The sequence below is a fragment of the Phaeovulum sp. W22_SRMD_FR3 genome (assembly GCF_052113705.1).
Taxonomy (GTDB): Bacteria; Pseudomonadota; Alphaproteobacteria; order Rhodobacterales; family Rhodobacteraceae; genus JBGQOG01.
Genome location: NZ_JBGQOG010000007.1, coordinates 113,521 through 131,353, shown reverse-complemented (window position 1 = coordinate 131,353; position 17,833 = coordinate 113,521). Strand labels below are relative to the sequence as shown.

General features: G+C 66.2%; 22 protein-coding genes and 1 tRNA gene. 12 read left to right on the top strand and 11 right to left on the bottom strand.

The window, feature by feature from the left end; all coding sequences use genetic code 11:
- Position 1: 1 nt before the first annotated feature.
- The 11 genes from ACEN2S_RS11645 to ACEN2S_RS11595 all read right to left on the bottom strand — a co-directional run bounded on the left by ACEN2S_RS11645 (position 2) and on the right by ACEN2S_RS11595 (position 9,339).
- Positions 2-307: a F0F1 ATP synthase subunit C gene (locus ACEN2S_RS11645; RefSeq protein WP_441866320.1), complete on the bottom strand. Its 306-nt coding sequence runs from the start codon at positions 305-307 to the stop codon at positions 2-4.
- Positions 304-1,074 carry a F0F1 ATP synthase subunit A gene (locus tag ACEN2S_RS11640; protein ID WP_441866319.1) on the bottom strand — a complete coding sequence of 257 codons (771 nt, stop codon included), beginning with the start codon at positions 1,072-1,074 and terminating at the stop codon, positions 304-306. Before ACEN2S_RS11640 ends, ACEN2S_RS11645 begins: the two co-directional genes overlap by 4 nt.
- 4 nt (positions 1,075-1,078) lie before the next feature.
- On the bottom strand, positions 1,079-1,420 hold the full coding sequence (locus tag ACEN2S_RS11635; protein ID WP_441866318.1) for an ATP synthase subunit I: 342 nt from the start codon (positions 1,418-1,420) through the stop codon (positions 1,079-1,081).
- On the bottom strand, positions 1,417-1,716 hold the full coding sequence (locus ACEN2S_RS11630) for an AtpZ/AtpI family protein (RefSeq protein WP_441866317.1): 300 nt from the start codon (positions 1,714-1,716) through the stop codon (positions 1,417-1,419). The genes ACEN2S_RS11635 and ACEN2S_RS11630 overlap by 4 nt, the downstream gene beginning before the upstream one ends.
- Positions 1,713-2,123: an ATPase gene (locus ACEN2S_RS11625; RefSeq protein ID WP_441866316.1), complete on the bottom strand. Its 411-nt coding sequence runs from the start codon at positions 2,121-2,123 to the stop codon at positions 1,713-1,715. Before ACEN2S_RS11625 ends, ACEN2S_RS11630 begins: the two co-directional genes overlap by 4 nt.
- Complete coding sequence (gene atpD / locus ACEN2S_RS11620; RefSeq protein WP_441866315.1) at positions 2,120-3,508, bottom strand: F0F1 ATP synthase subunit beta; 1,389 nt, start codon at positions 3,506-3,508, stop codon at positions 2,120-2,122. Before atpD ends, ACEN2S_RS11625 begins: the two co-directional genes overlap by 4 nt.
- A complete protein-coding gene (locus tag ACEN2S_RS11615; RefSeq protein WP_441866314.1) occupies positions 3,505-4,701 on the bottom strand; it encodes an acetate/propionate family kinase in 1,197 nt (398 codons plus the stop codon). Before ACEN2S_RS11615 ends, atpD begins: the two co-directional genes overlap by 4 nt.
- Positions 4,698-6,095: a bifunctional enoyl-CoA hydratase/phosphate acetyltransferase gene (locus ACEN2S_RS11610; RefSeq protein WP_441866313.1), complete on the bottom strand. Its 1,398-nt coding sequence runs from the start codon at positions 6,093-6,095 to the stop codon at positions 4,698-4,700. The genes ACEN2S_RS11615 and ACEN2S_RS11610 overlap by 4 nt, the downstream gene beginning before the upstream one ends.
- Positions 6,096-6,113: 18 nt before the next feature.
- A complete protein-coding gene (gene fabI / locus ACEN2S_RS11605; protein WP_441866378.1) occupies positions 6,114-6,872 on the bottom strand; it encodes an enoyl-ACP reductase FabI in 759 nt (252 codons plus the stop codon).
- 16 nt (positions 6,873-6,888) lie between these two features.
- Positions 6,889-8,598, bottom strand: coding sequence for a PHA/PHB synthase family protein (locus ACEN2S_RS11600; RefSeq protein WP_441866312.1), 1,710 nt, complete (start codon positions 8,596-8,598; stop codon positions 6,889-6,891).
- 666 nt (positions 8,599-9,264) lie between these two features.
- Positions 9,265-9,339: transfer RNA gene (locus tag ACEN2S_RS11595), tRNA-Thr, on the bottom strand.
- Positions 9,340-9,443: 104 nt separating this feature from the next.
- Here ACEN2S_RS11595 and ACEN2S_RS11590 point away from each other — a divergent pair.
- The 12 genes from ACEN2S_RS11590 (at position 9,444) to ACEN2S_RS11535 (ending at position 17,832) form a co-directional block, all read left to right on the top strand.
- Positions 9,444-9,647, top strand: coding sequence for a hypothetical protein (locus ACEN2S_RS11590; protein ID WP_441866311.1), 204 nt, complete (start codon positions 9,444-9,446; stop codon positions 9,645-9,647).
- Between the two features lie 9 nt (positions 9,648-9,656).
- Entirely contained in the window at positions 9,657-10,928 is a 1,272-nt protein-coding gene (murA, locus tag ACEN2S_RS11585; protein WP_441866310.1) for a UDP-N-acetylglucosamine 1-carboxyvinyltransferase, read from the top strand.
- A complete protein-coding gene (locus tag ACEN2S_RS11580; protein ID WP_441866309.1) occupies positions 10,925-11,401 on the top strand; it encodes a DUF2948 family protein in 477 nt (158 codons plus the stop codon). The genes murA and ACEN2S_RS11580 overlap by 4 nt, the downstream gene beginning before the upstream one ends.
- 228 nt (positions 11,402-11,629) lie before the next feature.
- Positions 11,630-12,961, top strand: coding sequence for a histidinol dehydrogenase (gene hisD, locus ACEN2S_RS11575; protein WP_441866308.1), 1,332 nt, complete (start codon positions 11,630-11,632; stop codon positions 12,959-12,961).
- A complete protein-coding gene (locus tag ACEN2S_RS11570; RefSeq protein WP_441866307.1) occupies positions 12,958-13,437 on the top strand; it encodes a UPF0262 family protein in 480 nt (159 codons plus the stop codon). Before hisD ends, ACEN2S_RS11570 begins: the two co-directional genes overlap by 4 nt.
- A 2-nt stretch (positions 13,438-13,439) precedes the next feature.
- The gene (locus tag ACEN2S_RS11565; RefSeq protein WP_441866306.1) at positions 13,440-13,904 is read left to right on the top strand and encodes an arsenate-mycothiol transferase ArsC; all 465 of its coding nucleotides are present in this window, start codon (positions 13,440-13,442) and stop codon (positions 13,902-13,904) included.
- The gene (locus ACEN2S_RS11560) at positions 13,901-14,305 is read left to right on the top strand and encodes a ketosteroid isomerase-related protein (protein WP_441866305.1); all 405 of its coding nucleotides are present in this window, start codon (positions 13,901-13,903) and stop codon (positions 14,303-14,305) included. The genes ACEN2S_RS11565 and ACEN2S_RS11560 overlap by 4 nt, the downstream gene beginning before the upstream one ends.
- Entirely contained in the window at positions 14,298-14,903 is a 606-nt protein-coding gene (locus ACEN2S_RS11555) for a GNAT family N-acetyltransferase (RefSeq protein WP_441866304.1), read from the top strand. Before ACEN2S_RS11560 ends, ACEN2S_RS11555 begins: the two co-directional genes overlap by 8 nt.
- On the top strand, positions 14,900-15,808 hold the full coding sequence (locus ACEN2S_RS11550) for a carbon-nitrogen hydrolase family protein (RefSeq protein ID WP_441866303.1): 909 nt from the start codon (positions 14,900-14,902) through the stop codon (positions 15,806-15,808). The genes ACEN2S_RS11555 and ACEN2S_RS11550 overlap by 4 nt, the downstream gene beginning before the upstream one ends.
- An 81-nt stretch (positions 15,809-15,889) precedes the next feature.
- Positions 15,890-16,108: a translation initiation factor IF-1 gene (infA, locus tag ACEN2S_RS11545; protein WP_036636451.1), complete on the top strand. Its 219-nt coding sequence runs from the start codon at positions 15,890-15,892 to the stop codon at positions 16,106-16,108.
- 78 nt (positions 16,109-16,186) lie between these two features.
- A complete protein-coding gene (locus ACEN2S_RS11540; protein WP_441866302.1) occupies positions 16,187-16,789 on the top strand; it encodes a Maf family protein in 603 nt (200 codons plus the stop codon).
- Positions 16,786-17,832, top strand: a complete 1,047-nt coding sequence (locus ACEN2S_RS11535) for a ribonuclease E/G (protein ID WP_441866301.1) — start codon at positions 16,786-16,788, stop codon at positions 17,830-17,832. The genes ACEN2S_RS11540 and ACEN2S_RS11535 overlap by 4 nt, the downstream gene beginning before the upstream one ends.
- Position 17,833: the final 1 nt, after the last annotated feature.

Genomic DNA, 17,833 nt, shown 5'->3' with positions numbered 1-17,833 from the left:
CCTAATTGCCCGCCCCGGCTGCCGTGGCCGCCGTGCTGGCCGCGGCCAGCGCCGCATTCCAGAACGGATTGGCGAAGAGCAGGATCATCGCCACCACAAAGCAGTAGATCGCGGTGGATTCGATCATCGCCAGACTGACGAACAAGGTGCGCGAGAGCGAGGCGGCGGCGTCCGGTTGTTGCGCGATGGCGCTGAGCGCGGTGGCCGCCGCACGCCCCTCGCCGAGTGCGGGGCCAAGGGCGCCGAAGGAAACGGTCAGCCCGGCGGTGAGGATCGAGATGCAGGCGATGAGGGCGAGATCTGTCATGGCTTGTCCTTTGACGTTGCAAGGTCATCTTTGATTTCAGGGGATTGGTCTGCACCGGCGGGGGTGAGGGCGGTGCCGGTGGTGGCGGCGCTTGGCGCGGCGTCCTGATCCTCGGTCGCGGCCGAGATATAGACCGTGGCGAGGATGGCGAAGATATAGGCCTGGATCACCCCGGTCAGCAGGCCGAGCATGTCCATCACCACCGGAAAGAAGAAGGGCGCGACGCCGAGCAGGATGGCCGCGATCACCGCGCCGCTCATGATATTGCCGTAGAGCCGGATCGAGAGGGAAATCCCGTGCGAAAGCTCGCCGATCAGGTTGAAGGGCAGCATGAAGGGGGTGGGTTCGAGGAAGCTGTGCAGATAGCCCCGCAGCCCCCGGTTGGCGATGCTGAAGACCGGCACCGCGATCAGCACCGCCGCCGCCAGCGCCACCGTGGTCGAGAGCGAGGCGGTGGGGGTGGTGAAATTCGGCACCACCAGCAGGAGGTTGGCGGTGACGATGAACAAGAACAGCGTGCCGACGAAATAAAGCAGATTGCGGTTGGGCCGACCGGTGATCTCTTCGATCTGGCCCTGAATGCCGGTGACAATCACCTCCAGCGTCGTGCGCCAGCGGCTGGGCGGCACATCGGGGCGCAGGCGGCGGGTGATCAGCATCGAGGCCCCGGTCAGGAGCGCCATGATCACCCAGGTGTTGACCACGGTGGCATTCACCGCCACCCCGGCGAGGTGAAAGAAGATGCGGCTGTCGGGGGTCATTTCCATCGGATCAGCCTTTCGGTTCGGGTTGGGTCAGGCCGGGTTTTGGGTGGGGCACGGATGGGGGATGCCGCGCGATCAAAAGGGCCAGGAACCGGATGCCCAGAAAGGCCAGCGCAAAGCCCGCCAGCGCCGCCAGCCCGATCTGCGCCACCAACCAGAGCAGGGCCAGCAGCGCAGTGATCCGCAGCCCGGCGCTGAGCAACAGCAGGAGCGCCGGGTGCCGCGCGCGCAAAGCCAGCCGCATCCCCAGCGCCAGCCCAAAGAAAAAGAGCGCGCTGCCGAGCGTGCCCAAAAGCCCCCCCAGCGCCAGATGCGCCCAGTCGATCCCGATCACGCTGATGGGTGTCATTTCCCGCCTCCCTCTTTGCTGATCCAGGCCCAGGCAATCATCGCCCCCAACACCACGCCGCCCAGAAGCAGCGCGATGGTCCATGAAAATGCCTGCGGCAGCACCCGGTCGAGCCAGTGGCCCAGAAACGCCCCGCCCAAAGTGGGGGCCACCACCGACCAGCCGATCATCCCAAAGGTCGAGAGGCCGGTCAGCGGGTTCGGCCCCGGATTGTCGCGCGCGGCCTGTTTGCGGCGCGCACTCTCGCCGATTTTCTCGGCCGAGGCGTCCTGTGGATGGTCGGGCTTCGGGCTCATGGGCGCTTCTCCCGCAAATGGGCAAAACGGCGCACCATATCCGCCTCGAGCCGCGAGAGGGCGGTGCGCGCCACCCGCTCGTCATCATCCAGCGCGCCGAAATGCTGCTGTACCGTCGCGCGCAAGGCCGCAAGATCGCGGCTTTCGGCGCCGCGCCGCACCGCCACCTCGACCCGCGGGCCCTTTTTCACCAAGATCCCCTCATCAATGCCAAAGAACCGCTCGGCACCATCCGGCAGGCCGATCAGCAGGACCGAGGGGACAAGGGCGGTGACCATGTCGATGTGATTGGGCAGAATGCCAAAACTCCCCTCTGTGCCGCTGGCGGTCAGCCGGGCGGCGGGGCCGTCATAAAGGCAGCCGGTCGGCAGCCGCAGCAGCACCTGCATCTCGCTGACGGCGGTCATGCAGCCCCTTTCAGATCGGCGAGGGTGCCGATCATGTAGTAGGCGCTTTCGGGCAGATCAAAGCGGCTCTGGCCCAGAATGGTCTCGCAGCCCGTCAGCGTATCTTCCAGCGGCACCATTTTGCCGCTGGTCCCGGCCGAGGCAGAAACGGTGGCAAAGGGTTGGGTCAGGAAGCGCTCCAGCCGCCGCGCGCGCTCCACCGTGGCACGGTCCTGGGTGGACAGCTCCTCAATCCCCAGCATGGCGATGATGTCGCGCAGCTCGTCATAGTCCGCCAGTGTCCGGCGCACCGCGCGGGCGATGTCGTAATGCCGCTGCCCCACCACCCCCGGCGTCAGCATGACCGAGGCCGAGGCGAGCGGATCCACCGCCGGATAGAGCCCCTCGCTCGCGCGTTTGCGCGACAGCACGACCGAGGCGGTGAGATGCGCGAAAATCGCCGCCGCCGCCGGATCGGTGAAATCATCGGCGGGCACATAGACCGCCTGAATCGAGGTGATCGAGCCGGTATTGGTCGAGGCGATGCGCTCTTCCAGCGCGGCCAGTTCGGTGGCGAGCGTCGGCTGATAGCCCACGCGGGACGGCATCCGCCCCATCAGCCCCGAGACCTCGGACCCCGCCTGCACAAAGCGGAAGATATTGTCGATGAGAAGGAGCACATCCTGCCCGCGGTCATCTCGGAAATACTCGGCCATGGTCAGCGCGGTATTGCCGATCAGAAAGCGCACGCCGGGGCTTTCGGCCATCTGGCCGAACAGCATCACCATCTTGTCGCGCACCCCGGCATCGCCCATGTCGCGGAACAATTCCTCGGCCTCGCGGGTGCGCTCGCCGATGCCGCAAAAAAGGCTGACGCCATGGTGGTGTTCGACCGTGTTGTGGATCAGCTCGCTCAGGAGCACCGTCTTGCCGACGCCCGCGCCGCCAAACAGGCCGGTCTTGCCGCCGCGCTCGATGGGGGAGAGGAGGTCAATCGCCTTGATCCCGGTCTCCAGCACCTCGGCGCGGGCGCGGCGGTCGGTCAGCAGCGGCGGCGCGCGGTGGATCGGGCGCTGGTCTGCCGCCTCCGGCGGCGGGCGGCCATCGAGCGGCGCGCCAAAGACATCGAGCATCCGGCCCAGCATGCCCTCGCCCACCGGCACGATGATCGGCGCGCCGGTGGCGGTCACTTCGGCCCCAAGGCCAAGGCCGCGCACGGGGGCGAGGGCGATGCAGCGCACGCCGCCGCCGCCGGTCAGCGAGACCACCTGCAGCGCCACCGTGCCCACCTGCAGCCGCTCATTGATCCGGGGCAGCGGCTCGGGGAAGCTGACATCGACGATGCCGCCGCGGATGGCGGTGATGCGGCCTGCGGCGGGGGCCGTGCGGGGTGTTGAGGCGTTCATGTCCGGGCCTCCGCGCCTTCAGGCAGAAGCGCGCGGGCGGCGCGGGCGATGACCACCTCCTCATCGGTCGGTATCACCCGCAGCGCCACGGCCGAGGCGGGCGTGCTGATATCGCTGAGGCCCTGCGCATTGGCACCGGAATCGAGTTCCAGCCCCAGCCAGCCGAGCCGGGCGCAGATCGCGGCGCGGACGCGGGCCGAGTTCTCGCCAATCCCGGCGGTAAACACCAGCGCGTCGAGCCCGCCCAGATCGGGGATCAGCGCGGCAATGCCCGCCGCCGCGCGGTCGCAGAAGAGGGTGATCGCCTCATCGGCCTCGGGGGTCTGGCTCGCCTCCAGCACCTGCATCGCATTGCTGAGGCCGGAGACGCCCAGAAGGCCCGAGTTATGATAGAGCATCGCCTCGACCGCCTCGGCGCTCATCCCCTCCTGCCGGATCAGATGCAGCACCAGACCGGGATCGAGCGCGCCCGCGCGCTGGCCCATCATCAGCCCGTCGAGCGCGGTGAACCCCATGCTGGTGGCGACGCTTTTGCCCTCTTTCAGCGCGCAGAGGCTGGCGCCATTGCCCAGATGCGCCACGATCACCCGGCCCTGCGCGGCGGGCGGCAGATGCGCGGGCAGGGCAGAGGCGATGTATTCATAAGAGAGGCCGTGAAAGCCATAGCGCAGCACGCCCCCCTCGGCATAGCGGCGGGGCAGGGCGAAGATCTGCGCCCGGCGCGGCATCGTGCGGTGAAAGGCGGTGTCGAAACAGGCAATCTGCGGCAGGCCGGGGGCCCAATCCGCCACCGCCCGGATGGCGGCAAGGTTATGCGGCTGATGCAGGGGGGCCAGCGCGCAGAGCGCCGCCAGATCGCCCATCACCGAAGGGGTGAGGCGCACGGGGCCGGTGAAATCGCGCCCGCCATGCACGACCCGGTGGCCGACCATCACCAGCTCAATCCCCTGCTGGTGCCGGATCCAGTCAAAGAGCGCGGGGATCAGATCCTCATGCGTCGCGGCGGCATCAAAGCGCGCGAAATCCGGCCCGGTCAGCTGTTGCCCCCCGGCCCCAGTCGCGCGAAAGGCGGGCGCGCGGCCGATCCCCTCGATCTTGCCCCGCAGCAGCGCCTGCGCGTCGGTCCGCGCCGGGTAGAGCGCGAATTTCAGGCTGGAGGAGCCCGCGTTCAGGGTCAGGACCGCCTCGGTCATACCACCAGCACCTTTTGATCGGTGTATTTCAGGTAAAGCTGCGCCAGAGCACAGGAGGCGAGCCGGGCGAGCGTGCCATCGGCGCGGCTGGTCAGGATAATCGGCACCCGCGCGCCGAGCACGATGCCCGCCGACTCGGCCCCCGCAAGGTAGATGAGCTGCTTGGCGATCATATTGCCCGATTCCAGATCCGGCGCGATCAGGATGTCGGCATCGCCCGCCACGGGGGAGACGATCCCCTTGGTCGCGGCGGCGGTTTTCGACACGGCATTGTCAAAGGCCAGCGGCCCATCCAGCAATCCGCCGGTGATCTGCCCCCGGTCCGCCATCTTGCACAAAGCCGAAGCGTCGAGGGTGGAGGTGATGCGCGGATTGACGGTTTCCACCGCCGAGAGGATGGCCACTTTCGGCAGGCTGATCCCCAGCGCCCGCGCCAGATCAATGGCGTTCTGCACGATGTCGCGTTTGGTTTCGAGGTCGGGCGCGATGTTGATCGCCGCATCGGTGATCAGAAGGGGCTTGGGGTAATGCGGCACATCCATCGCGAAAACATGGCTCATCCGCCGCTCGGTGCGCAGGCCGGTGTCGCGGGCGACCACCGCCGCCATCAGCTCATCCGTGTGCAGTTTGCCCTTCATCAGGGCGCGCACCCGGCCTTCGCGCACCAGCGCCACCGCGCGTTCAGCGGCGGCATGGCTGTGCGGCACGTCGATCACCTCGATCCCGTCGAGCGAGACCCCCGCCGCCGCCGCCGTGGCGATGATCTTGGCCAGCGGCCCCACAAGGATCGGGAGGATCAGCCCCTGGGTTGCGGCCTCCAGCGCGCCGGTCAGCGAGACATCGTCGCAGGGATGCACCACGGCGGTGGGCACCGGCTCCAGTTCGCGGGTCGCGGCGATCAGCTGCGCATAGCGCGCACCCTGTTCGTGCAGATGCACCTGCGGCAGCGCCACGCGGGGGCGGCGGATCTTGACCGTCGGCGCGATCACCTCGGCGCGGCCCTCGATCACCGTCTTGCCAAGTTGGTTGGTGCAGAGGCAGTCAATCGAGAGGCGGTTCTTCGGCTTTTTCTCGGCCACGGTCACCTTGACCGTGACGGTATCACCCAGGGCAACCGGCGCGCTGAAATGCAGGCTTTGGTCCAGATAGATCGTGCCCGGCCCCGGCAATTCGGTGCCCAGGACCGCCGAGATCAGCGCGCCGCCCCACATCCCATGCGCGATGACATGGTGGAACAAGTCCGAGCGGGCAAAGTCGGGGTCGACATGCGCGGGGTTCACATCGCCCGACATCACCGCGAAGAGCTGGATGTCATCGGGCTGCAGGCAGCGGGTCAGCAGGGCACTGTCGCCAACCGAAAGTTCATCATAGGTCTTGTTTTCAATGTATTGCATAGGTCGCTCCTGCCGGGGTCAGCCCCGGACGTGATAGCCTGCGTCCACATATTCGATATTGCCCGAGATCCGCTTGGCGGCATCGCTGACGAGGTAAAGCGCCATGCCGCCGACATCCTCCAGCGTCACCAGCGCGCGCTCGGGCGCGCGGTCGCGGGCATTGTCGATCAGCGTGTCGAAATGCGCGATGCCCGAGCCTGCCCGCGTCGCCATCGGCCCCGGCGAGATCGCATGCACGCGGATGCCCTGCGGCCCAAGTTCGGCGGCAAGATAGCGCACCGTCCCCTCCAGCGCCGATTTCACCGGGCCCATGATGTTGTAGTGATCCACCACCTTTTCGGCGCCATAATAGCTCATGGTCAGGATCGTGCCGCCCTCGGCCATCAGGGGTTCGGCGAGTTTCGCCATGCGGATGAGCGAATGCACTGAAACATCCATCGCGCGGGCAAAGCCTGCCTGCGAACAATCGGTCACCCGGCCGTGCAGATCCTCAGCCGGGCAAAAGGCGATGGAATGCACGAGGAAATCGAGCCGCCCCCAATCGCGGGCAATCTCGGCAAACACCGCCTCCATCTCGCCCTCGGCCTCAACATCAAGGGGCAGGAATTTCGCCGCCCCGAGTTCCGTGGCCACCGGTTCGACAAAGCGGCGGGCCTTGTCGTTGAGATAGGTCACCGCCAGCTCGGCCCCGGCTTCGGCAAAGGCGCGGGCGCAGCCGGTGGCGATGGAGGCGTGGTTGGCGACGCCCACCACCAGCCCTTTGCGTCCTGACAACATGCTCATGGGGTTCCTTTCAGGATTGCAGGACATAGGTGCCGGGAGCAGCGCCCAGATCAGGGGCATCCGGCAGCCCCAAAGGCGGCAGCGCCGCGCGGGGGCCGGAATGATCCGCGAGCCAGCCGGTCAGCGCGGGCCACCACGAGCCGTCGTGCCGCAGCGCGCTGGCCTGCCAGCTGTCGGGATCGCGGTAGGTCTCGCCCTCGGTTTGCGCGGCGATCTGGAAATGCCGGTGCGGGTGCCCCGGTTCGGAGACGATGCCCGCGTTATGGCCGCCGCTGGCCAGCACAAAGGTCACATCGGTGTCGGTGAAGAGGTGGCATTTGTAGACCGAGCGCCAGGGGGCGACATGATCGCTCTCGGTGCCGACCGCAAAGATCGGACAGCGCAGATCCGACAGCGCCACCGGCCGCCCCGCCACCTGATAGCGGCCCTCGGCCAGATCGTTGTTTAGAAACAGATGCCGCAGATATTCGGAATGCATCCGGTAGGGCATTCGCGTTGTATCGGCATTCCAGGCCAGCAGGTCGAACATCTCATCGCGCTGGCCCAGCAGATAGGCGCGGGTGTTGCGCGACCAGATCAGATCGTTGGAATGCAGAAGCTGAAAGGCCCCGGCCATCTGGGTCGAATCGAGATAGCCTTTTTCCCACATCATATCTTCGAGAAAGCTGACCTGACTTTCGTTGATGAACAGCATCAACTCGCCCGCTTCGGTGAAATCGGTCTGCGCGGCGAGAAACGTCAGCGTGGCGATGCGGTCATCGCCGTCGCGTGCCATCGCGGCGGCGGCGATGGACAGCAGGGTGCCGCCGAGGCAATAGCCCAAAGCATGCACTTTTTTCGCGCCGGTGATCGCGGTGACGGCCCCGAGCGCGTCCATCACCCCGAGCTCGCGGTAATCCTCCATCCCAAGGTCGCGGTCCGCGGCATCGGGGTTCTTCCAGGAGAGGATGAAGACGGTAAAGCCTTGTTCTGTCAGATATTTCACCAGCGAATTCTGTGCGGACAGATCCAGAATATAGTATTTCATGATCCAGGCAGGCACGATCAGGATCGGCTCGGGATGCACCGCCTCGGTGGTGGGCGCATATTGGATCAGCTCGATCAGGCGGTTGCGCAGCACCACTTTGCCCGGCGTCATCGCCAGCGTCTTGCCGACCACAAAGGCCGGATCCGCGGGGTCGGCGCTTTCGGCCGTGGTGCGGGCCGTGGCCTGCAGATCGGCGATCAGGTTTTGCGCCCCGCGCCAAAGATTCGCGCCGCGCTCGGCTATGGTTGCCGCCACCACTTCGGGATTGGTCAGCGCGCCATTGGCGGGCGACATCATGTCCAGCATTTGCCTGGCGGTGAACGCCACCACGTTTTCATGCTGTTCGGTCACGCCGCGCACATCGGTGGTGGCATTGTGCCACCATTGCTGTTGCAGCAAAAAGCTCTGCGCCATGACGTTGAAGGGCCATTTTGTCCAGGCGGGATCGCGGAAGCGGTGGTCCTGCGGCAAAGGGGTGATGCAGGGGGCGGCATCTTCGCCCTGCAGGGCGCAGCGCGTGGCATAATCGGTCAGCCGCAGCGCCTTGCGCAGGGCTTTTTCGCCCAATTCCATCTGTTTGCCGGGCGAGCTGGCCAAGTGCATGGCCCAATCCCAATAGGCCGCGGCCAAGGCGCTGGGCGACAGACCCATCGTCGCGCGCGCCATGCTGGCGTGAATGGCGCGGTCCAGCACGGCGGGGAAACCTTCGGGCTCATCTGGCGATTGTGATGGGCTGCGGCCACTGACGGCCGCTGTGGGCCGCCCGCGCGGCGATTCTCCGGCGTCGATGCCGGGAGTCTGGACGCGGGGGGCCTGGGCACGGGGGGCCTGAACGCGGGGAGCTTGGGCGCGGGGCGCGTGGGCGTGGGGGGCCTGCATTTGGGGCGCCTGAAGGAGGGGTGTGTCGATGGCGACAGATTGCGGCGCGGGGCTTGTTTGATGGGGGGTCGAGGGCATTTTGCTTCCACTCTATGACCACCGCAGGGGTGCGGTTCGCCCTGACCCTAGCGCAGTTTCTGCAGTGCAGAGTTGACCTGAATCAAACATGTGCGCCGAATCTTTGTGCGACTCAGGGTTGAAACCTGCGGCAATGGGCACATCTGCGCGGGAACCGGGCCCCCCGGTTGCAGCGGGTGCCGGGCGGGCCCGAATCCGCGGGGCGCGGCGCAAGAAGCGGCGGGGCCGCCTGGGATGCCGCAGATGTGACCGTGGCGTTTTGGGCGGCACGCGTCTGCGGCATGGTGCACGCGAAGGCCGAAACCGCGGCGGTTTTCCCTGGAAAACAGGCGCAAAACCACAGCAGCCCGGTGCAGGCTGATCCGGATGATCTTGTCTAAGTCATTGTAATCTGGGGGAGGATGGTGCTGTGAGAGAGGATTGAACTCTCGACCTCACCCTTACCAAGGGTGTGCTCTACCACTGAGCTACCACAGCATCCTGTTCAGTCGCTTCCGACTGTGGGCGGGGATTTAGACTCAAACTTCGGGCAGCGCAAGGGCAATCTGGACGCTTTTTACGATCCACGTTAAAGAAGCCGCATGACAACGAAATCCTCCTCTTCCGGCGACAAGACCCAAGCGGATGCCCGCGACGCACGGCTGCGCGCCGCGCTGCGGGCAAATCTTCAACGGCGCAAGGCGCAAGCGCGGGCACGCGCGGCGGATGATGCGCCCGAGACAGAGGGTCAGGCGGGTGCCGGGACGGATTTCGGGGATGACGGGCAGAGCGAAAACAAAGAATAGGGCAGGCGGATGGATCAGATCATTGTACGGGGCGGCGGGCCGCTGAAGGGGCAAATTCCGATTGCAGGGGCCAAGAACGCCTGCCTGACGCTGATGCCGGCGACTCTCTTGACCGAAGAACCGCTGACGCTGACCAATGCGCCGCGTTTGTCGGATATTCGCACGATGACCCAGCTTTTGGGCAGCCTCGGGGCGGAAGTGGCCAGTCTGCAGGCGGGCCAAGTGCTGGCGATGTCGAGCCATGACATCAACAACCACACGGCGGATTACGACATCGTGCGTAAGATGCGCGCCTCGATTCTCGTGCTCGGGCCGATGCTGGCGCGCGATGGCCATGCGATTGTCTCACTGCCCGGCGGTTGCGCGATTGGCGCGCGCCCGGTGGACCTGCATCTGAAGGCGCTGGAGGCGATGGGGGCGGAACTTGATCTGCGCGACGGCTATGTGCATGCCAAGGCCCCCTTGGGCGGGCTGCGCGGTGCGGTGGTCGATTTCCCGCTGGTCTCGGTCGGGGCCACGGAAAACGCGCTGATGGCGGCAACGCTTGCCAAGGGCACCACGGTGCTGAAAAACGCCGCGCGCGAGCCGGAGATTGTCGATCTGGCGCGTTGCCTGCGCAAGATGGGCGCGCAGATCGAGGGCGAGGGCACTTCGACCATCACCATTCAGGGGGTGGATCGTCTGGGCGGGGCCACGCATCCGGTGGTGACCGACCGGATCGAGCTGGGCACCTATATGCTGGCCCCCGCGATCTGCGGCGGCGAGGTGGAATGCCTGGGCGGCACGATGGAGCTGGTCGGCGCTTTCGCCGAAAAGCTCGATGCGGCGGGCATTGATGTGACCGAGACCGACAAGGGTCTGAAAGTCCGCCGCCGCAATGGCCGGGTGAATGCGGTGGATGTGGTGACCGAGCCTTTCCCGGGCTTCCCCACCGATTTGCAGGCGCAGATGATGGCGCTTCTCTGCACCGCCGAGGGGACCAGCGTTCTGGAAGAGAAGATCTTTGAGAATCGCTTCATGCATGCGCCCGAACTGATCCGCATGGGGGCGCAGATCGAGGTGCATGGCGGCCATGCCACCGTGCATGGGGTGGAGCGGCTGAAAGGCGCGCCGGTGATGGCGACCGATCTGCGCGCCTCGGTCTCGCTGATCCTGGCCGGGATGGCGGCAGAGGGCGAAACCGTGGTCAGCCGCGTCTATCACCTCGACCGGGGGTATGAGCGGGTGGAAGAGAAACTGCGGGCGGTGGGCGCGCAGATCGAACGGGTAAAGGGCGAATGAGCGACGCACGTTTCGAGGATGGCGCCGAGTCGCCGCTGAGCCTGAAGGCGGAAACGCCCGAGGATTTGGCGGTGATGGCCGCCCTCGTGCAGGATGCCGTGCTGCCGATGACCGAGATCCGCTATGAGCCGCGCGCCCGCCGTCTGGCGCTGCTCGTGAACCGGTTCCGCTGGGAGGACCGTGCGATGGCCGAGGCGGCGCGGCGGCCCTATGAGCGGGTGCAGGCGCTGCTGGTCATCGACGATGTGCAGGGCGTCTCCAGCCAGGGCATCGACCGGCAGGCGGCGGAGACGATTCTGTCGGTGCTGTCGCTCGACTGGCAACCGGGCGAGGATGGCACCGGCACCGTGCAGCTGACACTGGCGGGGGATGGTGCGATTGCCGCGCGGGTGGAATGCCTGAACCTCACCCTGCGGGACGTGACCCGGCCCTATATCGCGCCCTCGGGCAAAGTGCCGCAGCATCCGGTCTAGGCCGGGTGTTTGCGGCGGCTGCGGCGGGGATTTCGCCCTCCGCCGCGCCCCTGGCCGCCGGGGAAGCCTCCGGCGGGGATATTTCAGATCAGGCAAAGGCCCCCGGATCCGGCAAAGCCCCCGGAACCGGCGAGGCCCGCCGATCCCGCAAAGCCCGCCTTGCTGCAACGCGGCGCTTGCGGCAGGGGCTTTGAGGGCTTAATCGACTTTCCGAATAAGGAGAGCCCGATGCCCCAGTTCCTCAACACCACCGATGCCGGTTTCGCCGCAGCTTTTGACGCCCTTCTCGGCATGAAGCGCGAAGACAGCCCCGATGTCGATGCGGTGGTGGCCGGGATCATTGCCGATGTGCGCGCCCGCGGCGATGCCGCGGTGATCGAGCTGACCGGGAAGTTCGACCGTCTGGCGCTGACGCCCGAGACGCTGGCCTTTACCGCCGAGGAGATCGCGGCGGAGGTGGCCAAGGTCTCGGCCGAGGATCGCGCGGCGCTGGAACTCGCGGCGGAGCGTATCCGCGCCTATCACAGCCGCCAGATGCCCGAAGATGCGATGTGGGAAGAGCCGACGGGGGCCCGGCTTGGCTGGCGCTGGACGCCGGTCTCGGCGGCGGGGCTTTATGTGCCGGGGGGGCTCGCCTCCTATCCGTCGTCGGTGCTGATGAATGCGATTCCCGCGAAAGTGGCCGGGGTGGCGCGGCTGGCCATCGTCTGTCCGACGCCGGGCGGGGTGGTCAATCCGCTGGTGCTTCTGGCGGCGCAGATCGCCGGGGTGGATGAGATCTACCGCATTGGCGGCGCGCAGGCGATTGCGGCGCTGGCCTATGGCACCGCCAGCATCCCGCCGGTGGACAAGATCACCGGGCCGGGCAATGCCTATGTGGCGGCGGCCAAGCGGCGGGTGTTCGGCAAGGTGGGCATCGACATGATCGCCGGGCCGTCGGAAATTCTGGTGATCGCCGACGGTGACAATGATCCCGACTGGATCGCGCTCGATCTGCTGAGCCAGGCCGAGCATGACGAAAGCGCGCAATCGGTGCTGATCACCCCCGATGCGGCCTTTGGCCGGGCGGTGGCGGCGGCGGTGGACAAGCGCCTGGAAACGCTGGAGCGGCGGGCAATTGCCGGGGCCAGCTGGCGCGATTACGGCGCGGTGATCGTGACGCGTGATCTGGCCGAGGCGGCGGCGCTGTCGAACCGGATGGCGCCTGAGCATCTGGAGCTCTGCGTGGCCGATCCGGAGGCTTTGGCCGAGAGCATCACCCATGCGGGCGCGATCTTTCTTGGGGGCTGGACGCCCGAGGCCATCGGCGACTACGTTGGGGGGCCGAACCACGTGTTGCCCACGGCGCGTTCGGCACGGTTTTCAAGCGGGCTTTCGGTGATGGATTTTATCAAGCGGACCACATTGGCCAAGATGACCCCGGCGGCTTTGGCCGCGATCGGGCCTTCGGCCGAGCGCTTGGCGATTTCGGAGAGCCTTGAGGCGCATGGCCTGTCGGTGCGCGCCCGGCTGAACGCGTTGAACGCGCGCGACGCCGAACCCGAGGGGGGAGCCGCATGAGCCGCATCGCCCGGATTGACATTGACGACAGCGGCCTGACGCCGCCCACGCCCGAGATCGAGCAAGAACGCCGGGTGGCGATCTATGACCTGTTGGAAGACAACAGCTTTATCCTGCCCGGTCGCGGGGACGCCCCGGCGCCGGAAGGGCCGTTTTGCCTCGGTCTGGCCATCCGCGAACGGCGGCTGGTGTTTGATACCACCCTGGAGAACGGCGAAAAGGTTGCGGAGTTTCATCTCAGCCTCGGGCCGTTCCGGCAGGTGGTGAAGGATTACTTCCAGATCTGCGAAAGCTATTTCGAGGCGGTGAAACGTCTGCCGCCCAGCCAGATCGAAGCCATCGACATGGCGCGTCGGGGGATTCACAACGAGGGGGCGCGGGTCTTGCAGGAACGTCTCGAGGGGAAAGTCACCCTTGATATTGACACTGCGCGCCGCCTCTTTACCCTCATCTGCGTCCTGACGCCCGGAGGCTGAGTTTGGGTAAACTGCCGCATTCGGTGTTGTTTTGTTGCGATCACAACGCGGTACGCTCGCCGATGGCAGAGGGGATGATGAAGAAATTTTACGGACAGGATGTTTATGTCCAGTCCGTCGGCGTCAAAAGCGAGATGGAGGTCGACGGCTTTACCGTCGCCGTCTGTCAGGAAATCGGGGTGGAGCTGTCGCGCCACCGCGCCCGCTCCTTTGATGAGATGGAGCAATGGGGCGATGATATCTCCGGCTTTGATCTGGTGGTGGCGCTCTCGCCCGCCAGTCAGCGCCGGGCGCTGGATCTGACCCGGTTTTACCATCTGGATGTGGAATATTGGCCGATCATGGATCCGACCGGACTGGCCGAGGGGCGCGAGGCGAAACTCGCCGCTTATCGGCAGACCCGGCAGCAGATCATGGAGCGGATGATGGAGCGGTTCGGCCCGCCAAAGGAGATCAAACAAGCATGAGCCATGCGATCATTTCCGCCTATTTCGCCGCGTTCAACGCGGGCGATACCGATGCGATGCTGGACCTTATGTTCGAAGACGTGGCGCATCATGTGAATGAGGGCAAGATCCGCCGGGGCAAGGCGCTCTTTGCCGAATTCAACGCGCATATGACCCGCTGCTACCGCGAAAACCTCACCGATCTGGTGGTCTTTGCCAGCGAGGATGGCAGCCGCGCGGCGGCGGAATTCGTCGTCAACGGCACCTATCTTGCCACCGATGACGGGCTGCCGGAGGCCCGGGGGCAGCAGTATGTGCTGCCCGCAGGTTCGTTCTTTTCGCTGGACGAGGGCAAGATCACCCGGGTGACCACCTATTACAACCTCGCCGATTGGCTGGCGCAGGTCAGCCGCGATGCCTGAGGCGGCTGCCGGGCCGGTCACCACCCGGGTGCTGACCGGCGCTGATCTGGATGCGGTGCTCGACGATGTGGCGCGGCTGCGGATTTCGGTGTTTCACGACTGGCCCTATCTCTATGAGGGCGCGCTGGACTATGAGCGCCAGTATCTCGCGAGTTATCGGGGCAATCCTGCGGCGGTGGTCGTGGGGGCGTTTGACGGCGGGCAGCTGGTCGGCGCGGCCACCGGCACGCCGATGGAGGATCATGCGGCGGATTTCGCCGCCCCCTTTGCCGCGCGGCCCGAGGCGCTGGGTGACATCTTTTACTGCGCGGAATCGGTGCTCTTGCCCGCCTATCGCGGACGGGGATTGGGCCATGCCTTCTTTGACGCGCGCGAGGCCCATGCACGCGCGCTGGGGCGGCGCTATGCGGCCTTTTGTTCGGTCATCCGGCCTGCCGATCATCCGGCGCGGCCCGCAGCATATCGCCCGCTTGATGGCTTTTGGGTCAAGCGCGGCTATGCGCCCTTGCCCGGCGTGATCGCGCGGTTCCGCTGGACCGATATCGGCGACGCTGAGCAGAGCGAAAAGCCGCTGCAATTCTGGATGCGGGCGCTGTGACGCGCCGGGTCACGCTTGCGGCGGCGGCCTATCCGTTGGACCCCCTGCCGGATTTCGCGGCCTATGCCGCCAAGATCTACACCTGGGTGGCCGATGCGGCGGGGCAGGGCGCGGATCTGTTGGTCTTTCCCGAATATGGCGCGCTGGAGCTGGCGCATCTCGGCGGTCCGGCGGTGGCGGCGGATCTGGAGGCGGCGCTGCATGAGGTGGCGCGGCACCTGCCGCAGGCCGATGCTTTGCACGCCGAACTGGCGATGCGCTTTGGCGTGCATATCCTTGCCGCCTCGGCCCCGGTCTTTGCGGGTGGCGCACGCCCGGTGAACCGCGCGCGGCTTTTCGGGCCGCAGGGGCTGATCGGGCATCAGGACAAGGTGATGATGACCCGGTTCGAGCGCGAGGACTGGGATGTCGTCGCGGGCGCGGGGCTGACCCTGTTTGACACCGCGCTGGGCCGCATCGGCGTGGTGATTTGCTATGACAGCGAGTTTCCCTTGCTGTCGCGCGCCTTGGCCGAGGCGGGGGCCGACATCCTGCTGGTGCCCAGCTGCACCGACTCGGTGGCGGGTTTCACCCGGGTGCGGGTGGGGGCGATGGCACGCGCGCTCGAGAATCAATGCGTCGTGGTGCAGGCGCCGACGGTGGGCCTGTGTGACTGGTGCCCGGCGGTGGATGAAAACCGTGGCCGGGCCGCAATTTACGGCCCCCCGGACCATGGCTGGCCCGAGACGGGGATTCTGGCTGAAGGCGCGATAGATGCGCCGGGCTGGGTGTTGGCCGCGCTTGACCTGTCGCTGGTGGCGAAAACCCGGGCCTCGGGGGGCGTTTTGCCCCATCTGCACTGGCCGGAACAGATTGCACCGGCAGCGCAAGTGAAAACGACACGCGAAAAGCCCAAAATGGCTTGACATAAGCCTTGAAAATTGCCGCAACCCGGCGCATTTAGAGCGCGCCCGCAAATTTGGCGGGCGGCACATATCGGAGTGACCATGGCCAAGGAAGAAATGCTCGAATTCCCCGGCGTCGTGAAGGAACTCCTGCCGAATGCGACGTTCAGGGTCGAGCTGGAAAACGGCCATGAGATCATCGCGCATATGGCAGGAAAGATGCGGAAAAACCGCATTCGCGTTCTGGCAGGCGACAAGGTGCAGGTGGAAATGAACACCTATGACCTCTCGAAAGGTCGCATCAATTATCGCTTCAAGTAAAGCGATTCCCCTCCGCCCCCCGGGGCGCGGGGTGGCCGCGACGCGGCAGGATCGATTGCAGCGGCGGCGGAGGCAGACATGAAACTCATTCTCGGATCCGCCAGCCCGCGCCGGCGGGAATTGCTGGCACAGCTGGGGCTGACCCCGGCGGCCATTCGCGCCCCCGACATTGATGAAAACCCCCGGAAGGGCGAGATCCCGCGCGATTATGTGGCGCGGATTGCCCGGGAAAAAATCGCCGCGCTCGATTGTGCGGCGGATGAAGTTTTGCTCTGCGCCGATACCACTGTCTCGGTCGGGCGGCGCATTCTGGGCAAGCCGCGCGATGCGGCGGAGGCGGCAGAGTTCCTCTGGGCGCTCTCGGGGCGGCGTCACCATGTGCTGACGGCCGTTGCCGTGCGGCGCGGCGAGACGGTCTGGGAACGCACCGTGGATACGGTGGTGAAATTCCGCCCGCTGTCGAATGAAGAGGTGAACGGCTACCTCGCCTCGGGCGAATGGCAGGGCAAGGCGGGGGGCTATGCCATTCAGGGCCTGGCCGGTGCCTTTATTCCCTGGCTGCAGGGCTCGTTCACCGGGGTGGTCGGCCTGCCCCTGTCGGAAACCACAACATTGCTGCGTGCGGCGGGGATCACCGCCGGAACCCTGAGCGGGCACGCCGAAGAACAGGGGACCGCATGAAGGGTCGTGTCATCGTATTGGGCGAAATTCAGGGCCGCGAAGCCGCCGCATTGATGGTGGACGGGCAGCTTGAGGATCTGATTCTGGAAAGCGATCTGGCGCTGGCCCCCGGCGCGATCTGCCGCGCGGTGGTGGACCGTCAGATGAAGGGGCAGGGCGGTGTTTTCGTGCGCCTGCCCGAGGGCGAAAAGGGCTTTTTGCGCGAAACCGGCGGGCTGGCCCCCGGTCAGGCGGTGCTGGTGCAGGTGACGGGCGGGCGCGAGCCGGGCAAGGCGCTGCCGGTCAGCACGCGCCTTTTGTTCAAAAGCCGCCATGCGATCGTGACGCCGGGCGCGCCGGGGCTGAATGTCTCGCGCCGGATCAAGGAAACCGCGATCCGCGAAGAGCTGGAGGCTTTGGCCGCCGAGGTGATGGCGGGCAGTGAGATGGGGCTGATCCTGCGCTCGGTCTGCGAATTTGCCGATGAGGGCGAGATTGCCGAAGACATCGGCGCGATGCGCGGTCTGGCCGAAGCGGTGCTGGCCGATGTCGAGGGCACGCCGGAATTGCTGGTCGATGCGCCAAGCCCGCATGAAGAGGCCTGGCGCGACTGGGCGGAACCCGTCCCCGATGAGATTGCCGATGGCCCCTCGGCGATGGAAGATCACGGCGTCGCCGAGGCTTTGGCGTTGCTGCTGGCGGTGCGGGTCGATCTGCCGGGCGGTGGCCATATGATGATCGAGCCGACGCGGGCGCTGATTGCCATCGACGTGAACACCGGCAATGACACCTCGCCCGCAGCCTCGCTGAAGGTGAACATTGCCGCCGCCCGCGATCTGCCGCGTCAGCTGCGGCTGCGGGGTCTCGGCGGTCAGGTGGTGGTCGACTTCGCCCCGATGTCCAAGAAGGATCGCGTGGCGCTGGAGCAGCAGCTGAAGGCGGCCTTCAAAGGCGAGGCGGCGGAAACCTCGCTGGCCGGTTGGACGCCCTTGGGCAATTACGAATTGCAGCGCAAGCGCGACCGCATCGCGCTCGCAACCATATTGGCCAAACGGGAGAGCTGAG